The organism is Bifidobacterium eulemuris (genome assembly GCF_014898155.1).
Taxonomy (GTDB): domain Bacteria; phylum Actinomycetota; class Actinomycetes; order Actinomycetales; family Bifidobacteriaceae; genus Bifidobacterium; species Bifidobacterium eulemuris.
Map to the genome: position 1 here is coordinate 1,156,515 of NZ_CP062938.1, position 16,202 is coordinate 1,172,716.

The 16,202-nt window shown below is 62.7% G+C and carries 23 protein-coding genes and 1 tRNA gene; 1 reads left to right on the forward strand and 23 read right to left on the reverse strand.

The genetic code is table 11. The annotated features are described in order from the left end of the window. The first annotated feature begins 428 nt into the window (after window positions 1–428). Window positions 429–1,538: an ATP-binding protein gene (locus BE0216_RS05160; protein ID WP_094637298.1), complete on the forward strand. Its 1,110-nt coding sequence runs from the start codon at window positions 429–431 to the stop codon at window positions 1,536–1,538. 279 nt (window positions 1,539–1,817) lie between these two features. On the opposite strand, the gene BE0216_RS05165 is transcribed toward BE0216_RS05160, so the two are convergent. From BE0216_RS05165 to rpsQ, 23 genes are all read right to left on the reverse strand, one after another. Next, window positions 1,818–1,906: transfer RNA gene (locus BE0216_RS05165), tRNA-Ser, on the reverse strand. An 84-nt stretch (window positions 1,907–1,990) separates the two neighbouring features. Next, the gene (locus BE0216_RS05170; RefSeq protein ID WP_094637299.1) at window positions 1,991–2,791 is read right to left on the reverse strand and encodes a transglutaminase family protein; all 801 of its coding nucleotides are present in this window, start codon (window positions 2,789–2,791) and stop codon (window positions 1,991–1,993) included. A gap of 62 nt (window positions 2,792–2,853) precedes the next feature. After that, on the reverse strand, window positions 2,854–5,040 hold the full coding sequence (locus tag BE0216_RS05175; protein ID WP_094637300.1) for a circularly permuted type 2 ATP-grasp protein: 2,187 nt from the start codon (window positions 5,038–5,040) through the stop codon (window positions 2,854–2,856). 164 nt (window positions 5,041–5,204) lie between these two features. Continuing rightward, on the reverse strand, window positions 5,205–6,116 hold the full coding sequence (locus BE0216_RS05180) for a tRNA pseudouridine synthase A (RefSeq protein WP_094637301.1): 912 nt from the start codon (window positions 6,114–6,116) through the stop codon (window positions 5,205–5,207). Window positions 6,117–6,220: 104 nt separating this feature from the next. Continuing rightward, window positions 6,221–6,751 carry a 50S ribosomal protein L17 gene (gene rplQ / locus BE0216_RS05185; protein WP_094637302.1) on the reverse strand — a complete coding sequence of 177 codons (531 nt, stop codon included), beginning with the start codon at window positions 6,749–6,751 and terminating at the stop codon, window positions 6,221–6,223. A gap of 95 nt (window positions 6,752–6,846) precedes the next feature. Next, window positions 6,847–7,842: a DNA-directed RNA polymerase subunit alpha gene (locus tag BE0216_RS05190; protein WP_072724889.1), complete on the reverse strand. Its 996-nt coding sequence runs from the start codon at window positions 7,840–7,842 to the stop codon at window positions 6,847–6,849. 77 nt (window positions 7,843–7,919) lie between these two features. After that, window positions 7,920–8,318: a 30S ribosomal protein S11 gene (rpsK, locus tag BE0216_RS05195; protein ID WP_072724886.1), complete on the reverse strand. Its 399-nt coding sequence runs from the start codon at window positions 8,316–8,318 to the stop codon at window positions 7,920–7,922. Window positions 8,319–8,404: 86 nt separating this feature from the next. Then, window positions 8,405–8,782 (reverse strand): 30S ribosomal protein S13, encoded by a 378-nt coding sequence (rpsM, locus tag BE0216_RS05200; protein ID WP_014484255.1) that lies wholly within the window; start codon window positions 8,780–8,782, stop codon window positions 8,405–8,407. Window positions 8,783–8,915: 133 nt separating this feature from the next. Then, window positions 8,916–9,029 (reverse strand): 50S ribosomal protein L36, encoded by a 114-nt coding sequence (rpmJ, locus tag BE0216_RS05205; RefSeq protein WP_003842636.1) that lies wholly within the window; start codon window positions 9,027–9,029, stop codon window positions 8,916–8,918. 21 nt (window positions 9,030–9,050) lie between these two features. Then, window positions 9,051–9,269 carry a translation initiation factor IF-1 gene (gene infA / locus BE0216_RS05210; RefSeq protein ID WP_003808114.1) on the reverse strand — a complete coding sequence of 73 codons (219 nt, stop codon included), beginning with the start codon at window positions 9,267–9,269 and terminating at the stop codon, window positions 9,051–9,053. Between the two features lie 137 nt (window positions 9,270–9,406). Next, window positions 9,407–9,979: an adenylate kinase gene (locus tag BE0216_RS05215; RefSeq protein WP_094637303.1), complete on the reverse strand. Its 573-nt coding sequence runs from the start codon at window positions 9,977–9,979 to the stop codon at window positions 9,407–9,409. A gap of 84 nt (window positions 9,980–10,063) precedes the next feature. After that, a complete protein-coding gene (secY, locus tag BE0216_RS05220) occupies window positions 10,064–11,398 on the reverse strand; it encodes a preprotein translocase subunit SecY (protein ID WP_094637304.1) in 1,335 nt (444 codons plus the stop codon). A gap of 191 nt (window positions 11,399–11,589) precedes the next feature. Beyond that, window positions 11,590–12,042, reverse strand: coding sequence for a 50S ribosomal protein L15 (rplO, locus tag BE0216_RS05225; protein WP_094637305.1), 453 nt, complete (start codon window positions 12,040–12,042; stop codon window positions 11,590–11,592). Between the two features lie 2 nt (window positions 12,043–12,044). Beyond that, window positions 12,045–12,227, reverse strand: a complete 183-nt coding sequence (gene rpmD, locus BE0216_RS05230) for a 50S ribosomal protein L30 (RefSeq protein WP_072724875.1) — start codon at window positions 12,225–12,227, stop codon at window positions 12,045–12,047. Between the two features lie 2 nt (window positions 12,228–12,229). Further along, complete coding sequence (gene rpsE / locus BE0216_RS05235; RefSeq protein WP_094637306.1) at window positions 12,230–12,964, reverse strand: 30S ribosomal protein S5; 735 nt, start codon at window positions 12,962–12,964, stop codon at window positions 12,230–12,232. Beyond that, a complete protein-coding gene (rplR, locus tag BE0216_RS05240) occupies window positions 12,961–13,332 on the reverse strand; it encodes a 50S ribosomal protein L18 (protein ID WP_072724871.1) in 372 nt (123 codons plus the stop codon). The genes rpsE and rplR overlap by 4 nt, the downstream gene beginning before the upstream one ends. A gap of 1 nt (window position 13,333) precedes the next feature. Then, the gene (gene rplF / locus BE0216_RS05245; RefSeq protein ID WP_094637307.1) at window positions 13,334–13,873 is read right to left on the reverse strand and encodes a 50S ribosomal protein L6; all 540 of its coding nucleotides are present in this window, start codon (window positions 13,871–13,873) and stop codon (window positions 13,334–13,336) included. A 17-nt stretch (window positions 13,874–13,890) separates the two neighbouring features. Further along, window positions 13,891–14,289: a 30S ribosomal protein S8 gene (gene rpsH, locus BE0216_RS05250; RefSeq protein WP_072724867.1), complete on the reverse strand. Its 399-nt coding sequence runs from the start codon at window positions 14,287–14,289 to the stop codon at window positions 13,891–13,893. Window positions 14,290–14,374: 85 nt separating this feature from the next. Beyond that, window positions 14,375–14,560: a type Z 30S ribosomal protein S14 gene (locus BE0216_RS05255; RefSeq protein ID WP_094637308.1), complete on the reverse strand. Its 186-nt coding sequence runs from the start codon at window positions 14,558–14,560 to the stop codon at window positions 14,375–14,377. Window position 14,561: 1 nt separating this feature from the next. Then, window positions 14,562–15,137 (reverse strand): 50S ribosomal protein L5, encoded by a 576-nt coding sequence (gene rplE / locus BE0216_RS05260; RefSeq protein ID WP_094637309.1) that lies wholly within the window; start codon window positions 15,135–15,137, stop codon window positions 14,562–14,564. Further along, complete coding sequence (rplX, locus tag BE0216_RS05265) at window positions 15,134–15,469, reverse strand: 50S ribosomal protein L24 (RefSeq protein WP_072724861.1); 336 nt, start codon at window positions 15,467–15,469, stop codon at window positions 15,134–15,136. Before rplX ends, rplE begins: the two co-directional genes overlap by 4 nt. A 1-nt stretch (window position 15,470) precedes the next feature. After that, a complete protein-coding gene (gene rplN / locus BE0216_RS05270; RefSeq protein ID WP_072724859.1) occupies window positions 15,471–15,839 on the reverse strand; it encodes a 50S ribosomal protein L14 in 369 nt (122 codons plus the stop codon). 101 nt (window positions 15,840–15,940) lie between these two features. Then, window positions 15,941–16,201 (reverse strand): 30S ribosomal protein S17, encoded by a 261-nt coding sequence (rpsQ, locus tag BE0216_RS05275; protein ID WP_072724857.1) that lies wholly within the window; start codon window positions 16,199–16,201, stop codon window positions 15,941–15,943. Window position 16,202: the final 1 nt, after the last annotated feature.

Genomic DNA, 16,202 nt, shown 5'->3' on the forward strand with positions numbered 1-16,202 from the left:
CTGGCGGCTTTGGCTTTGCGGGAGCTTTGGTCACAGGCGGGGCGGGATCCTTGCGCCCTACGGGCCCCGCCCTCCGCTCAGGATGACGAGAAAAGAAGGGCTCTTCGCAATCACGAGTCGGTGGCTGGCAGCCAGAACGCATGTCTGGAAACGAGCGAGCTGCGCCTGCCAGAAGCAACCAAGGCGGAACGAAACTCACCGTCTACATCCTGAACGGCATGGGCGGAACATGGATAGTCAAAGAAATCACGATTCCAGTTTTTCTATTTACTCTATTTATTCTATAAATCGCTGACTGATACCCTAAAAGCATTGCAAAACCGCCATTTGTAGCACTCATACGCATCTACTGAAAATCTTCTAAAGATTTTCTATTTCATTCTATTTATTCTATAATGATGCGAATCAGCGCCGTGAAAGGATCTCGTATGACATTCCCCGCTAATCCTTTCAAACCCACGGCAGGAGTCATGCCGCCTGTGCTCATCGGCCGCGACATGATATGCGAGGATTTCTCCGAGGGATTGGACGACGGCCCCGGAGCGCCCGACCGGCTGATGCTGATTTCAGGACCCCGCGGCAGCGGCAAAACGGTGATGCTGATCGAGCTGCGCACAATTGCTGAGCAAAGGCACTGGCATGTCGTTGACGAAACGGCCAGCGAAGGCCTATGCGACCGGCTGATCACGCAAATCGCCCCGGACCCCGGCATCTTCGCCGGAGCCACAATCAAGCCCTCCCTCATGGGTGCGAGTCTTGGCGAAGTGTCAACAGCACCAGCATTGCGCCCCTCCACACTGCGAGATGCCATGAACGCCAGGCTAAAAACACTGGGAAAGAACAAGGGGCTACTGGTCACCATTGACGAGATCCAAGACGCCGACCCCTCTGATATCACAGCCATCGCGACAGCCGCGCAGCACATGTTCCGGGAGAATGCGAACGTCGCATTCGTATTCGCTGGGCTGCCCCAGGTCATCTCCGACCTGCTCAACGCCAATGTGGTCACGTTCCTGCGCCGAGCGTCCCTGAAAAAGCTCGGGGACGTACCTCTGGACGACGTACGCGAATCGTTCGCCAGCACCATACGCGGCAGGAACGTCGCCATCGATGACGCCGCGTTGGACGAGGCCACTCAGGCCACGGAAGGATATCCGTACATGATCCAACTCGTCGGCTACCACATGTGGAGGGCGTCCCGACGCCGCCAGTCGAACACCGCCGACGAAATCACTATGCGCGACGTGCGGGAAGGCATCATCCAAGCCAGGGCCCGCCTCGGGGAGGGGGTATGCGCGCCAGTAATCGATAATCTTCCCGAACGGGCCGTCGATTATCTCAAGGCCATGGCCGAGGACGACGACCCCTCATCCACCGCGCAGGTCGCCGAACGTATGAACGAAACCATGGACTACGCCAACCAATACCGAGCCAAACTCATCGAGAAAAAAATCATCAACGCGCCGGAACGAGGCAAAGTGGACTTCGCCATCCCATACCTGCGCGAATACCTCAGAACACAACTCGCATCATCCTAAACGGAGACCACATCACAGAGCGCGTCCCGTCAACCGTGGCGAGCGCCCCGCCGCCGCCCACATGGACGATCACGTTGCGCCCGTTCACGCTCAGGCTTCTGTACATCGTGATACGATTCATCTCGTAACCTTAGTGATTGGGGGCGTAAGCCGACAACCACACAGAAGGCCTGGTATTGGTAGTGCTGGGCCTTTTGCTTTTCAGGGGCCATAGGTTAGGCCAAAGCACCGGAATTTTGGCATGAAAAAAGGGTTTTGGGAGAATCCCAAAACCCTTGATGGCGGATGAGGCGAGATTCGAACTCGCGGAGGGGTTCGCCCTCACACGCTTTCGAGGCGTGCTCCTTAGACCGCTCGGACACTCATCCATGCTGCTTCGAAAAGCAACTTGTCCATTATGCCACATTTTTTCGCCCGTGCAACCGGCGTGCCGCGCCGGGCCGCCCGCGCGATCACAACTCCTGTTCGTGCACGGAGGCGTTCACCCACTGGGTCTGGCGCACGTCGTCGCCGGAGAAGATGCCGATGTCGAGCATGCAATCGCGGTAGTCGCGTCCGTGGGCGATGGTGATGTAGTTGTCGTCGACCATACGGTTGTGCGTGGGGTCGAGCCCGATCCAACGCCGGTCGTGGTAGATCTCGACCCATGCGTGGGTGGCGCCCTCGCCGCCGAGCAGTCCGGCGATATACCTCGCGCCCAATCCCAGATGCCGGCAGACGGCGAGCATGACGTGGGCGTAGTCCTGGCAGACGCCTTTGCGCTGCGTAAACGCCTCCTCGGCCGTGGTGCGGATGGTGGTGGCGCCGGGCGTGTAGACGAAGGCGCGGTACACCTCGTCCATCACCTCGCGGGCCCGGTCGATCGGCGTCGCGTCGGGCGGCAGCGCCTCCACGCGCGCGCGGCATACCTCGATCAGCGCCGTGACGGCGGGGCCGGGGATGGTCAGCGCGGAATCGAAACGGTACAGCGGCTTGTCGATCTCCGGCTTGATATGGGCGTTGTCCACGAAGGCGATGCCCGTCACCCGGTAGTTGAACACCGTGTGCTCCTGCGGAATATACCCCGTGTTGACCACCGAACCGAACGAATCGACGGTGGTCTCCAACTCCACATCGGGTTCCATCGTGATCTGCACGTCCACGATCTGCTGTCGCGGGCCCGTCGCGGGAACACAACGCAGCTGGAAACGGTGGTCGGTGACCGGCGAGCTGAAGCTGAGCCTCATCTCATAGTCAAACACCAGTTTCTTCATGGGTATCGAACTCCTCAAAGGATGCGCGAAACGTCCCGTCCACCTTACCAGCTCCGCTCACCTCAGGGACGCTCCGCATCCATGTTCATCGCGTTGAGCTGCCCCATGTCCTTGGCTTCGGGCGCGATGGACCGCCCGCCGAAGTCGTCGAGGAACGTCCGCAACCGCTCCACCAGTTCGGGGTATCCGCGTTCGGGAAGCTGGGCGAGCAGCCAGCGCACGCCGTCCGCGAAGCATTGCGGCAGCGGCATGCCGTCCAACGTGCGCGAGTAGGTTTCGAGTTTGCTCATCGGCGCCGCCATCTCGCCGGCCGGCAGATTCAGCCGCGTGTACAGGTCGATGCGTTCGACGTATTTGCCGATGAAGATGAAGGCCTTGAGGCTGGGATCGACCGTCGAGTTCTCGACGCCTCCCCAGAAGGCGAGTATGTTGTCGGCGATGTCGCGCTGCTTGTAGATGTCGTCCGCGTTGGCGAAGCGGCTGGCCGCGTCGGTGATGTTCGTCACCGCCAGTTCGATGTATTGCAGCAGACGCGAGCTGAGCTCCGGCCGCAGGATCACCGCGTTGTTGAACGCGGCGACGATGGCGCTGCGCACCGAATCGGGCTGATCGCCGTCGTACAGGAAGCTGCGGATGAACGCGTCGAAATCCTCGAAATCCTGCGGCAGGTCGAGCGCCCGGGCGAAGGGGCGGAACGCGTCCACATCCGTGTCCATCACACGGTCGTAGAAGGGCAGGAACTGGACCAACGTGGTGAACGCGCGTTCGGTGTACCGGCCCAGCCAGAACAGGTTGTCGGCCTTCGAAGCGGTGACCAGAGCCAGCGCATGCGAGCGCGAATGCGGCATAAGACTCACCGATTCGATATGCTCGTCGCGGCGGATGGGTTTGTGGTTGGGGTCGTCGGGCGCGAGCACCCACGTGTCTTTGAATCCGCCGCCCTGCGACGAGTTGACGATCATCTGCCCCGGCACCGACGAGTAGCGGGTGAGTCCCGAATACCACACGTGCGTGTTCTGCCCGGTGACGACGAACGCGCGCAGGTCGGCTTTACGCGGGGTTTCCGCGCCGGTGAGAGGATCGACCACGTCGAGGTCTTTGAACTGGATCACCTCTTGGGCGATGAAGCGGCGCGGCTCGGCGGCGATGCGCTCGGCCAGCTCGGCGCGGGCCGCGCGGTCGAGGTCGCGGCCGAACACCACGCCGTAGCCGCCCGCCTCGGCCACGTCCTTGATCACGAGCTCGCCGAGCCTGTCGAGCACGACGGCGCGGTCGGCCTCGAACATCGGCATATAGGTGGGGGCGTTGTTGAGCAGCGGCTCCTCGCCGAGGTAGTACCGGACCATCTGCGGCACGAAATAGTAGATCGCCTTGTCGTCGGCGGCACCGTTGCCCGGCGCGTTGACGATCGCCACATTGCCGGCGCGGTAGGCGGAGAGCAGCCCCGGCACGCCGATCACCGAATCGGGGTTGAAGGCGAAGGGGTCGAGGTATTCGTCGGAAAGCCTGCGGTAGACCACGCCCACGCGATGCCGGTTGCCCGCGTAGTCAAGGAAGAACAGTTGGTTGTTCATCACCTCGAGGTCTTCGGGGAAGGCGAGCGTCGCGCCGGTTTTCTCCGCCAGATAGGCGTGTTCGAAGAACGCCGAGTTGTAGCGGCCGGGCGTGAGCACCACGGCGATGCCCTCGGTGGAGACGAAATCCATGGCTTTGCGCAGCAGCCGCGGATAATCGCGGTTGTCGCGCACGCGTACCTCGCGGAACAGTTTGGGGTTGATGCGCCGTTCGATATCGCGCGCGAACAGCGGGTAGCTGGCACCGGAGGGGATGCGCAGATTGTCCTCCAGCACCCACCAGCGGCCGTCCTCGCCCTGCACCAGATCCTCGCCCGCGATATGCGCGAACACGCCTCCCGGCGGCGTCACGCCGTTGACCTGCGGAAAATAGCCTGCGGAGGTGTAGACGAATTCCTCGGGGATCACGCCGTCATGGATGATGCGCTTGTCGGAGTAGATGTCGGCGAGGTAGGCGTTCAACGCGTTGACGCGCTGCTTCAGGCCCGCCTCCAGCCGGTCGTATTCGTCGGATTCGATGATGCGCGGAATCGGATCGTAGGGGAACAGCCGGTCGTGGTATTCGCCGTCGCTGTAGACGCCGAAACGCACGCCGTTGCGGCTGAGTTCCCGGTTGATGTCCTCGCGTCGGTTGATCAGCTCGTTCGCGAGTGTGCGCGCCGCCCGTTCGATCATCGTCTCCGCTCCCTTAGGGTACCTGTGGATTGGTTCATCGCGTTCACGCGTGCCGTGCGGCGCGCGGTTCCGATGCCGCCAGACTAGGACGGTGCGGTTTCCGACAGCGTGCGTTTGTGTTACGGGCGCGAAAATAGCTTGGGCGGGCGGGAGTCCACAGCCTGTTACAGCGTGCGCACGGCGCGGATGGCTTCGGCGCGGGCGGCGAGCTGGTCGTCGGCCGGATAGGCGATATGTTCCAGCGTGAGCCCTTGGGGGGCGATGGGGCCGGTGGATCCCTCGCGCAGAGGCACGGCCATTTTGCCGGCGAACCAGTCGAGGTCGCGTTTGCCGAGACCCACCTGCACGCAGCCGTTGACCAGGGAGCGCACCATATTGCGCGCGAAGGCGTCGGCCACGATGGTGAAGCACACCAGGCCGGACTCCACAGCGGGGGTTTCGTAGGCCAGACCGGTCGCGTCGATCAGGGGACGGACGGGCACGCGCTCCCACCGCGCGTATTTCACCTCGCGGATGGTGGTGCCGCCCGGATTCGGTGTGGCGAAGGATCCGAAATCATGCAGACCGATGGTCGTCGCCGCGGCCTCGTTCATGGCATCCAGATCGAGCCGGTCGTCGATCCGCAGCACAAAGCCGCGCATCCGGGGGTCCGCCTCGCTCCCCCGGTCGGCGATGCGGTAGACGTAGGTGCGTTCCAGCGCGGAGAAGCGCGCGTCGAAGCCGCTGGGGGCGCGGCTGACGCGGTGGAGGGTGATGTCGTCGGGCAGCATGCGGGAGAGACGGCGCCGCAACGCTTCGATGCCGGAGACGTTCATATGGCCGACCGCGCGCTCCAGCAGCGCCTCGTCCAAGTCGATATGGCACACCTGATGGCTGGCGTGCACGCCGGTGTCGGTGCGGCCCGCCACGGTCAGACGCAACCGCTGGTCGGGATCGTCCTGCGGGACGCGCAGCACGGTATGCAGCGCGGATTCGATGGTGCCCTGCACGGTGCGCAGCGTCGGCTGTGTCGCCCAACCGTAGAATCCGCCGCCGTCGTACGCCAAATCAATGCGAAGTCGTGTCATGGCTTCCATACTACGGCCACGCCGCCGACGCGCCCGTATGACGCTGTAAAACGACAAAGGGTCGGAAACCCTTTGCGGATTTCCGACCCTTGTCAATGCGTTGTGAAGCTAGCTCACTCGGCCTTCTCGGCCTCGGCCTCAGCGGCGGCCTCGGTGTTCTCCACCTCAGCGGCCTCAGCCTCGACGGCCTCGGCTTCGATCTTGGTCTCCTCGACCTCGACCGGGGCTTCCTCGGCGACCTTGACGGCGGCTTCGGCTTCCTTGACCACGGCCTGCTTCGGGCTCACCGGCTCGGTGACGAGCTCGATGATCGCGGCGGGGGCGTTGTCGCCGACGCGCGGGGCGATCTTCACGATGCGGGTGTAGCCGCCTTCGCGCTGCTCCATCTGCTCGGCGATCTGGGTGAACAGGATGTGCACCACGGACTTGTTGCGGATGACGCGCATCACGCGACGGCGGGAGTGCAGATCACCGCGCTTGGCGAAGGTGATCAGGCGCTCGGCCAGCGGACGAAGGCGCTTGGCCTTCGGCAGCGTGGTGACGATGCGGCCGTTCTGGAACAGGCTGGTGGCCATGTTCGCCAGCATGAGGCGCTCATGCGCGGGGCTGGACGCCAGGCGCGGGCCCTTCTTCGGTGTAGGCATGGGTTTTCTCCTTATTGTCCGGCCGGGTCGCAGGTGGGCATATGCCCGAGCGTCCGCGACCCGTTTTCCGAACGGTTATGCAAAAGCGGCTGTTCTCACTCGTCTTCCGGGGAGAAGAAGGTGCCGCCTTCGAGGTTGGTGGTGTCGAAGGCAATCGGCGAGGTCTTCAGCGCCAGACCCAGGGTCTGCAGCTTGTCCTTGACCTCATCGATGGACTTCATACCGAAATTGCGGATGTCGAGCAGGTCCTGCTCGGTGTGGGAGACGAGCTCGCCGATGGTGTGGATGCCCTCACGCTTGAGGCAGTTGTAGCTGCGCTGGGTGAGGTTGAGATCCTCGATCGGCACGGCCATCTCGGGGTTGGTCTCTTCGGCCACGGGAGCCGGACCGACCTCGACGCCCTCGGCCTGGATGTTGAGCTCGCGGCACAGGCCGAAGAGCTCCACCAGGGTCGAACCGGCGGAAGCCACCGCGTCACGCGGGGAGATGGCGGGCTTGGTCTCCACGTCCAGAATGAGCTTGTCGAAGTCCGTGCGCTGTTCCACACGGGTGGCCTCGACCTTGTAGCTCACCTTGAGCACCGGGGAGTAGATGGAGTCGACCGGGATGCGGCCGATCTCATCGCTGTCCTGCTTGTTCATCTGAGCCGGCACATAGCCGCGGCCGCGCTCGACGGTGAACTCGATCTCGAGTTCGCCGTCCTCGGCGAGGGTGGCGATGTGCAGATCGGGGTTGGCGATGGTCACGCCGGCCGGAGGGGTGATGTCCCCCGCGGTGGCCTCGCCCTTGCCGCTCTTGCGCAGATACATGACCACCGGCTCATCGTATTCGCTGGTGAGCACGATGCCCTTGATGTTGAGCAGAATCTCGGTCACATCCTCCTGCACGCCAGGCAGCGTGGTGAACTCGTGCAGTGCGCCGGAAACGCGCACAGAGGTCACCGCGGCACCCGGAATGGAGCTCAGGAGCGTACGACGAAGCGAGTTGCCGAGCGTGTAGCCGAAGCCAGGCTCGAGCGGCTCGATGATGAAACGCGAACGCTGCGGGTTCAGGGACTCCTCGGTCAGTGTCGGACGCTGTGCAATAAGCACTATGGTATCCTTTCAGCTTTTGGTCGGCGGTGCACTCACCGGTCAAAGCGGGTTGGATGGATTGATATTCTGAGTGCTCAGACGCGGCGGCGCTTCGGAGGACGAACGCCGTTGTGTGCTTGCGGGGTCACGTCGGTGATGGAACCGACCTCGAGACCCGCGGACTGCAGGGAGCGGATGGCGGTTTCACGACCGGAACCCGGGCCCTTGACGAACACGTCGACCTTCTTGACGCCGTGCTCCATCGCCTTGCGGGCGGCGGACTCGGCGGCCAGACCAGCGGCGAACGGCGTGGACTTACGGGAGCCCTTGAATCCGACATCGCCACCGGACGCCCAGGACACCACAGCGCCGGACGGATCGGTGATCGAAATGATCGTGTTGTTGAAAGTGGACTTGATATGCGCCTGCCCGACCGGCACCGACTTGCGGTCCCGACGACGAGGCTTGCGCGCGGCCTGCTTGGGAGCTGCCATTGACCCTCGTTTCCTAGTAACGAACTTATTTGATGATGTCCAGGCGATGGGATGGGTTCATCCCGTGGCCTGGAGCGTGCCACCGACTACTTGGTGGCCTTCTTCTTTCCGGCGACCGTGCGCTTCGGGCCCTTGCGGGTGCGGGCGTTGGTCTTGGTGCGCTGACCGCGCACGGGAAGTCCCTTACGGTGACGCTGGCCTTGGTAGCAGTTGATCTGAATCTTACGACGGATGTCCGCGTCGATTTCACGACGCAGATCGCCCTCGATCTTGTAGTTGGCCTCGAGGTAGTCACGCAGCGTGATCAGCTGCTCATCGGTAAGATCCTTGACGCGGATATCCGGATTGATACCGGTCGCGGCAAGCGTTTCCTTGGCACGAGTGCGGCCCACACCGAAAATGTAGGTGAGGGCGATCTCGATGCGCTTCTCATTGGGGATGTCGACTCCGGCAAGACGTGCCATTGCGATTCCTTCTGTGCTCCGCAGGTCTTGCACCAAATCGCCCGGATTCCCGGCCCGGGCCTGCGTACCCGGGGTTCAGTCCCGAAGGACTGTGATTCAGTGCCTTATTCTCTTATGCCGCTGGAATCTGCTCTCAGCCCTGACGCTGCTTGTGGCGCGGGTTGATGCAGATCACCATGACGCGGCCGTGACGACGGATCACGCGGCAGTTCTCGCAGATCCTCTTCACACTAGGGCTGACCTTCATGGTTTTCCTTTACTTGTACCTTTACTTGTAGCGGTACGTAATACGTCCGCGGTTCAGGTCGTACGGGCTCATCTCAAGCACGACACGATCCTGCGGCAGGATGCGGATATAGTTCTTGCGCATTTTGCCGGAGATCGTGGCGAGCACGATGTGCTTGTTCTCGAGTTCGACGCGGAACATCGCGTTCGGCAGCGCTTCCACCACCTGTCCTTCGACTTCAATCACACCGTCTTTTGCCATGTGTCTGCAGTTCCTGTCCTTTGGATGATTACTACGGCGCATCCGAAGACACACCAAATTGCAAGATTAGCCGAAATAGAAAAACGACACGCCGTAGCGTGTCGTTTCCTAGCCTTTTGGGGTGAGGATGGTAAGAATCAGGCGACCTTGGCGTCCAACGCGGCCACGATATCGGCCTGGATGGCGTCGATCTCACCCACGCCGTCGATGGCGACCAGCAGGCCGCGCTCACCGTAGGTGTCCAGCAGCGGGGCGGTCTCCTGTGCGTAGGTCTCAAGACGCTTGGCGATCACCTCGGGGGTGTCGTCGGTGCGGCCCTGCTCGGCGGCGCGCTTGGCCATACGCTCCATCAGCACGTCCCTGTCGGCGTCGAGCGCCACCACGGCGTCGAGCGGCGTGCCGAGATCGGCCAGCATGGCGTCCAGCGCCTCGACCTGGGAGGCGTTGCGCGGATAGCCGTCGAGGATCCAGCCGTTCTTGGTGTCGTCCATGGCCAGACGGTCCTTGACGATCTTGTTGGTCAGCTCGTCCGGCACCAGCTCGCCCTTGTCGGTGTAGCTCATGGCCTCAAGACCCAGCTCGGTCTTGTTCTTGATGTTGTAGCGGAAGATGTCGCCGGTGGAGATGGCGGGGATGCCGTAATGCTCGGCGAGCTTCGCGGCCTGGGTGCCTTTGCCCACACCCTGCGGGCCCATGATCAGCAGACGCATGTTGGTTCCTTTGATTGTGAAGTGTGTTGTGGATGAACGACGGTGCCGCTTTCTCGGTGAAGAAAGCGGCACCGCTATGAAAGGCTACTTGCCCTCTACTTTGTCGGTGTTCTCGAACAGGAAGCCGGTGTACTGGTACTGTTCGGTCTGTGCCTTGGCCTGGCGCAGGGTGTCGAGGCCGACGCCCGCGATGATCAGGATGGTGGTGCCGCCGAAGGGCAGCTGGGTGTTGAGTCCCAGCGCCATGATGAGCACGGTCGGAATCAGCGCCACGAAGAGCAGGTAGATGGCGCCGACGGTGTTGAGTCGGTTCATCACATAGCTCAGGTAGCGGCTGGTGGCGTTGCCGGCGCGGATGCCGGGGATGAAGCCGCCGTACTGCTTCATGTTGTCCGCGGTCTCGTCCGGGTTGAACGTGATCGAGGTGTAGAAGAAGCAGAAGAACACGATCATCACCGCGTACAGCGCGATGTACCACACGGAGGTGGTGTCGGCGAGGTTGTTGTTGATCCACTCGGCCCAGTCGGCGTCGGAGTCGAACTGCGCGATCAGGGTCGGGATCGCAAGAATGGAGGAGGCGAAGATCGGCGGGATGACGCCGGACATATTCACCTTCAGAGGCAGGTAGGTGGAGGAGCCGCCGTACATCTTGCGGCCGATCATACGACGGGTGTACTGCACCGGGATGCGGCGCTGGCACAGCTCCACGTAGTCGACGAAGATGAGGATGACGAGCAGCACGGCCACGACGATGGCGAACTTGGTCCAATCGCCGTCGGTGCCGTCGGTGCCCCAGCCGATCTCCCACAGCTGCGGCAGGAAGCCGGAGCAGATGGACATGAAGATAAGCACGGACATGCCCTGTCCGATGCCCTTTTCGGTGACGAGCTCGGCCATCCACATGATCAGGCCGGTGCCGCCGGTCATGATGAGCACCATCACGACGAGGTTCCACACGGAGCCGTCGGGGATGACCTGCGAGCACTGGTAGTTGAACAGCGCGCCGGAGCGGGCGGTCACCAGAATGGTGGTGGACTGCAGCACGGCCAGGCCGATGGTGAGGTATCGGGTGTACTGGGTGAGCTTGGCCTCGCCCGACTGGCCTTCCTTATGCAGCGCTTCGAAGCGCGGGATGACCACGCGCAGCAGCTGCACCACGATGGAGGCGGTGATGTACGGCATCACGCCCAACGCGAAGATGGACAGCTGAAGCATGGCGCCGCCGGAGAACAGATTCACCAGTCCGATGAAGTTCTCGGAGGTTGTGCTCATATCCCCCACGCATTCCTGCACCACACCGTAATCCACACCCGGCGTCGGGATGAAGGAGCCGATGCGGTAGATGATGATGATGAACAGGACGAAGAGGATCTTCTTCCTCAACTCCTTGGTCTTCAGGGCCTGGATTAGCGTCCTCACCTGGATTCCTCCCTAACGCATGCCATGTGGGCATGCATAAAAAACAAACTCTAACGCACGAGTGTAACCTAGAGCATCTACCTGTGCGCCTGCTGGGCAGGTCTACCCCCTATACGAAATGACCCTCGCCGCGGCTTTGGCGGAGAGGGTCATCTCATACGATACAGCCGTTTTTGGCGGTTCTTCGAGGATTACTTCTCGGAGATGGAGCCGCCGGCGGCTTCGATCTTGGACTTGGCGGAAGCCGAGGCCTTAACCCCCTTAAGGGTGAATGCCACGGTGGTCTCGCCGTCGCCCAGGACCTTGACCGGATAGCCGCCGCGCACGGCGCCCTTGGCGACCAGATCCTCGGCGGTCACCTCGCCGCCGGCCGGGTACAGCTCGGCAAGCTTGGAGATGTTGACGACCTGGTACTCGGTCTTGAACGGGCTCTTGAAGCCGCGCAGCTTCGGCAGGCGCATGTACAGCGGCAGCTGTCCGCCTTCGAAGCCGGGACGCACATGGGTGCGCTTCGTCTGGCCCTTGAAGCCACGACCGGAGGTCTTACCCTTGGAGCCTTCGCCTCGACCCACGCGGGTGCGAGCCTTCTTGGCGCCCGGGGCGGGCTTGAGGTCGTGCATCTGCAGGATTTCGTTATCTGCCATAATCAGTCAACCTCCTCGACGGTAACCAGGTGGCGAACCACGTTCACCAGGCCACGGTTGGCCGGGGTGTCCGGGCGGACCACGGTCTGGCCGATCTTGCGCAGGCCCAGCGTGTGCGCAGTGGCGCGCTGCTTGGGCGTGCGGTTCACGAGACCGTGATGCAGCGTAATCTTCAGGTTAGCCATGCTCACTCACCATCCTTTTCAGCCTGGGCGGCCTTGGCCTGAGCCTCTTCGCGAGCCTTGCGGGCCTCGGCGATGCCGGTGGCGCGGGCGCGCAGCAGGGCGTCGGGAGCGACCTCCTCGAGGGAGAGGCCACGACGGGCGGCGATCTCCTCGGGCTCTTCGAGCTGCTTGAGGGCGGCGACGGTCGCGCGGACCATGTTCACGGCGGTGGGCGAACCCATCGACTTGGTCAGCACGTCGGTGATGCCGGCGCACTCCATGACGGCGCGCACCGGGCCACCGGCGATAACGCCGGTACCGGGGGCAGCCGGACGCAGCAGGACGGTGCCGGCGGCGTCGTGACCGATCACCGGGTGGGTGACGGTGCCGCGGATGCGCGGGACGGTGAACATGTGCTTCTTGGCGTCCAGCTGGCCCTTGGCGATGGCCGCGGGGACCTCGCGGGACTTGCCGTAGCCGACGCCCACGGTGCCGTTGCCGTCGCCCACCACCACGAGGGCGGCGAAGCTGAAGGTACGGCCACCCTTGTGGGTCTTGGCCACACGGTTGATGGTCACCACGCGATCGAGCAGCTCGTCGCCGCGGTTCTCCTCGCGACGGTTGCGACGCTCGCCGCGACGGCCCTCGCCACGCTGGCCGCGACGGGACTTGCGGTCCGCGTTGTTGGCCTCGGGAGCCGCAGTGTTCTGAGTTTCTTCAGCCACTTGGGTTTCCTTCTGGGTTTCGATGTCGCTCACAGTGCCAGACCTCCCTCGCGGGCGCCTTCAGCGACAGCTGCGACGCGACCGGTGTACTTGTTGCCACCGCGATCGAAGACGACCTCGGTGATGCCGGCGGCCTTGGCCTTGTCAGCGATGAGCTCGCCGACCTTCTTGGCGGCCTCGACCTTGGTGCCTTCGAAGCCCTGGAAGTCGGCGGTCAGAGTGGAGGCGCTCACCAGAGTGATGCCCTTGGTGTCGTCGACGACCTGGGCGACCATATGACGGTTGGAGCGGGTGACCACCAGGCGCGGACGTTCCGGGGTGCCGGTGATGTGCTTCCTGATGCGGGCGTGGCGGCGCAGACGCGCAACCTTCTTGCCTTTTCCGAAAATCGTGACGCTCATATCACTTACCAGCCTTTCCAGCCTTGCGCAGGATACGCTCGTCGGCGTACTTGACGCCCTTGCCCTTGTAGGGTTCGGGAGCGCGCAGCTTGCGGATGTTCGCAGCCACCTGGCCAACGGCCTGCTTGTCGGTGCCCTTGACGATCACCTGGTTGGGGTTCGGCACTTCGAACTCGATGCCTTCCGGCGGATTCACCGTGATGGTGTGGGAGTAGCCGAGGAAGAACTCGATGCCCTTGCCCTTGACGACGGCGCGGTAACCGGTGCCGACGATGTCGAGGGTCTTGGCGTAGCCTTCGTGCACGCCCTTGACCATGCCGGCCATGATGGAACGGGCCAGACCGTGCTTGGCACGGGTCGGGCGCAGGTCATCGGCGGGGGTCAGCACGATGTCGGTGCCTTCGACGGAGGCGGTGATGCCTTCGGGAACCTCGTAGGTGGCGGTGCCCTTCGGGCCCTTGGCCTCGAAGTTCTGACCGTCGATCTTGACTTCCACGCCGGCCGGGATGGCGACGGGGAGCTTACCAATATGCGATGCCATGATCTAGCTCTCCTTTCTCACCACACGTAGGCGACGATTTCGCCGCCAATGCCCCGGTCGAGGCATTCCTTCTGAGTCAGCAATCCCGAGGAAGTCGAGATGATGGCGATGCCGAGGCCACCGAGCGGCATCGGCAGGGAGTCGGACTTCGCGTAGCGGCGGAGGCCCGGCTTCGAGATGCGCTTGATGCCCTGGATGGAACGCTCGCCGTTCGGACCGTACTTGAGGGTGACCTCAAGAGTCTGGCCGACCTTCGCCTCCTTGGCGGCGAAGTCCTTGATGAAGCCTTCGCGCTTGAGGATCTCAGCGATGTTCGCCTTGAACTTGGAGTACGGCATATCCACGGTCTCGTGCTTTGCCGCGCTCGCGTTACGCAGACGCGTAAGCATGTCTGCAATCGGATCTGTCATTGTCATTGTGGGCTTCACGCCCTTTCTCGCCGTGGTTTCCGCCGCCCCGCCCTCGTGTGAGAGCCGGGCCACGGACCTTCAGCGTCGATGTTTACCAACTGGACTTCGTAACTCCGGGCAGCTCGCCGCGATGGGCCTTCTCGCGAAGGCAGATGCGGCACAGGCCGAACTTGCGGTAGACGGAGTGGGGACGACCGCAGACCTGGCAGCGCGTGTAGGCGCGCACAGCGAACTTCGGCTTAGCGGACGCCTTGTTCTTCAGAGCGGTTTTTGCCATATCAGTTCTCCTTGAAGGGGAAGCCAAGGTGCTTCAGCAGCGAGTAAGCTTCCTTGTCGTCCTTGGTGGAGGTCACCACGGTGATGTCCATACCGCGCTGGTGATCGATCGAATCGGGATCGATCTCGTGGAACATGGACTGCTCGGTGAGACCAAAGTTGTAGTTGCCCTGGCCATCGAACTGGTGACCGTTGATGCCGCGGAAGTCGCGGATGCGGGGCAGCGCGAGGGTCAGCAGACGGTCGAGGAACTCCCACATGCGGTCGCCACGCAGGGTGACGTACGCGCCGATGGCCTGGCCCTCACGCAGATGGAACTGCGCGACGGACTTCTTGGCCTTGGTGATCTTCGGCTTCTGGCCGGTGATCAGGGTGAGATCCTTGACGGCGCCCTCGATGAGCTTGGAGTCACGAGCCGCGGCGCCGACGCCCATGGAGACGACGACCTTCTCGACACGAGCCACCTGCATCGGGTTGGAGTGGTTGAACTCCTTGGTGAGCGCGGGGGCGATCTCTTCCTTGTACTGCACCTTCAAGCGCGGAGTTGCCGGCGCTTCGATAGCGGTGGTATCGGTCATGCCAGCTCCTTTCCGGACTTCTTGGCGACGCGCACGCGCACGGTCTTGACCTTGCCGTCACGCGCCTCTTCCTTAACGTTCACGCCCACGCGGGTCGGCTGCTTGGTCTCCGGGTCGATGACCATCACGTTGGAGCGATGGATCGGCGCCTCGGTGGAGACGATGCCGGACTGCTGGCCCTGCTGGGTGGCGCGCACGTGCTTCTTGACGATCTGCACGCCTTCGACGATCAGTCGGTCGTTGGAGAGCACACGGGTCACGGTGCCTTCCTTGCCGCGGTCCTTACCGCGGATGACCTTCACCAGGTCGCCGCTCTTGATCTTGGCTACCATGTCAGATCACCTCCGGGGCGAGGGACACGATCTTCATGAAGCGCTTGTCGCGCAGTTCACGACCAACCGGTCCGAAGATACGAGTGCCCTTCGGTTCACGGCCGGAGCCGAGAATGACGGCGGCGTTCTCGTCGAACTTGATGTAGGAGCCGTCGGCACGACGGTGCTCCTTAACGGTACGGACGACGACGGCCTTAACCACGTCGCCCTTCTTGACCGACCCGCCAGGAATGGCGTCCTTGACGGAGGCGACGATGATGTCGCCGATGCCGGCATAGCGTCGCTTCGATCCGCCGAGCACTCGGATGGCCAGGATTTCCTTGGCACCCGTGTTGTCGGCGACATGAAGCCGCGTTTCCTGCTGAATCATTGATTCTCCTTAGCCGAGCTGGTTCTCCCCGCACACCGGGAACGGCGATCCCGTAAGGGAACCACCGTGCCCGGTGTGCGCGGAGCCTTGCCGAACTTATGTTACTTGGCGCGCTCGATGATGCTTTCGAGACGCCAGCGCTTGGTCTTGCTCAGAGGCCGAGTCTCCATAATACTCACGAGGTCGCCAATTTTCGCCTCGTTGTGTTCATCATGGACCTTGACCTTCTTGGTGGTGCGGACGACCTTGCCGTACAGCGGGTGGGTCGAACGCTTTTCGAGCTCGACAGCGATCGTCTTGTCCATAGCGTCGGACACGACGTAGCCGCGACGAACCTTGCGGAAGTTACGCTCTTGCGCCATG

Coding starts and splice junctions, on each gene's coding strand:
- BE0216_RS05160 (WP_094637298.1), top strand. CDS start 429: ATGACATTCCCCGCTAATCCTTTCAAACCCACGGCAGGAGTCATGCCG.
- BE0216_RS05170 (WP_094637299.1), bottom strand. CDS start 2,791: ATGAAGAAACTGGTGTTTGACTATGAGATGAGGCTCAGCTTCAGCTCG.
- BE0216_RS05175 (WP_094637300.1), bottom strand. CDS start 5,040: ATGATCGAACGGGCGGCGCGCACACTCGCGAACGAGCTGATCAACCGA.
- BE0216_RS05180 (WP_094637301.1), bottom strand. CDS start 6,116: ATGGAAGCCATGACACGACTTCGCATTGATTTGGCGTACGACGGCGGC.
- rplQ (WP_094637302.1), bottom strand. CDS start 6,751: ATGCCTACACCGAAGAAGGGCCCGCGCCTGGCGTCCAGCCCCGCGCAT.
- rpsK (WP_072724886.1), bottom strand. CDS start 8,318: ATGGCAGCTCCCAAGCAGGCCGCGCGCAAGCCTCGTCGTCGGGACCGC.
- rpsM (WP_014484255.1), bottom strand. CDS start 8,782: ATGGCACGTCTTGCCGGAGTCGACATCCCCAATGAGAAGCGCATCGAG.
- rpmJ (WP_003842636.1), bottom strand. CDS start 9,029: ATGAAGGTCAGCCCTAGTGTGAAGAGGATCTGCGAGAACTGCCGCGTG.
- infA (WP_003808114.1), bottom strand. CDS start 9,269: ATGGCAAAAGACGGTGTGATTGAAGTCGAAGGACAGGTGGTGGAAGCG.
- BE0216_RS05215 (WP_094637303.1), bottom strand. CDS start 9,979: ATGCGTCTGCTGATCATGGGCCCGCAGGGTGTGGGCAAAGGCACCCAG.
- rplO (WP_094637305.1), bottom strand. CDS start 12,042: ATGGCAGATAACGAAATCCTGCAGATGCACGACCTCAAGCCCGCCCCG.
- rpmD (WP_072724875.1), bottom strand. CDS start 12,227: ATGGCTAACCTGAAGATTACGCTGCATCACGGTCTCGTGAACCGCACG.
- rplR (WP_072724871.1), bottom strand. CDS start 13,332: ATGAGCGTCACGATTTTCGGAAAAGGCAAGAAGGTTGCGCGTCTGCGC.
- rplF (WP_094637307.1), bottom strand. CDS start 13,873: ATGGCATCGCATATTGGTAAGCTCCCCGTCGCCATCCCGGCCGGCGTG.
- rpsH (WP_072724867.1), bottom strand. CDS start 14,289: ATGACAATGACAGATCCGATTGCAGACATGCTTACGCGTCTGCGTAAC.
- BE0216_RS05255 (WP_094637308.1), bottom strand. CDS start 14,560: ATGGCAAAAACCGCTCTGAAGAACAAGGCGTCCGCTAAGCCGAAGTTC.
- rplE (WP_094637309.1), bottom strand. CDS start 15,137: ATGACCGATACCACCGCTATCGAAGCGCCGGCAACTCCGCGCTTGAAG.
- rplX (WP_072724861.1), bottom strand. CDS start 15,469: ATGGTAGCCAAGATCAAGAGCGGCGACCTGGTGAAGGTCATCCGCGGT.
- rplN (WP_072724859.1), bottom strand. CDS start 15,839: ATGATTCAGCAGGAAACGCGGCTTCATGTCGCCGACAACACGGGTGCC.
- rpsQ (WP_072724857.1), bottom strand. CDS start 16,201: ATGGCGCAAGAGCGTAACTTCCGCAAGGTTCGTCGCGGCTACGTCGTG.